The sequence below is a fragment of the Streptomyces griseus subsp. griseus genome (assembly GCF_000720255.1).
In the GTDB taxonomy this organism is placed as follows: Bacteria; Actinomycetota; Actinomycetes; order Streptomycetales; family Streptomycetaceae; genus Streptomyces; species Streptomyces griseus_I.
Genome location: NZ_JOJE01000202.1, coordinates 1 through 316, shown reverse-complemented (window position 1 = coordinate 316; position 316 = coordinate 1). Strand labels below are relative to the sequence as shown.

The window sequence follows — 316 nt, the reverse complement described above, 5'->3', positions numbered from 1 at the left end:
CCTCGGTGTCGAGCCGCTCGAAGCCCTCTTCCCCGTTCGTGTTGTTGATCTTCACGAGGAACGTGGTCGGCTCGCCGTGCTCGTCGAGCTTGTCGAACTCCAGCAGGTTCTCGTTGTCGCCGACCTGCCGGCCCAACGCCCGCATCAGCCCGCGCACCCTGCGGAACGCGACCATCGCCGTCTTGTACTCGTGCGCCGACCACATGATCAACGCCTCGCCGAGGAGGAAGAACCCGGCCAGCGCCCGGGCCTCCAACACCGTGCCCTTGCCGTTCTGCCGCGGCACCCACTCGCAGTATTCGAAGCACGCCCAGTG

General features: G+C 66.5%; 1 pseudogene. It reads right to left on the bottom strand.

The features are described from left to right. Positions 1-286, bottom strand: a pseudogene (locus IG99_RS50000) (hypothetical protein); the annotation flags it as partial. Between the last annotated feature and the right edge of the window lie 30 nt (positions 287-316).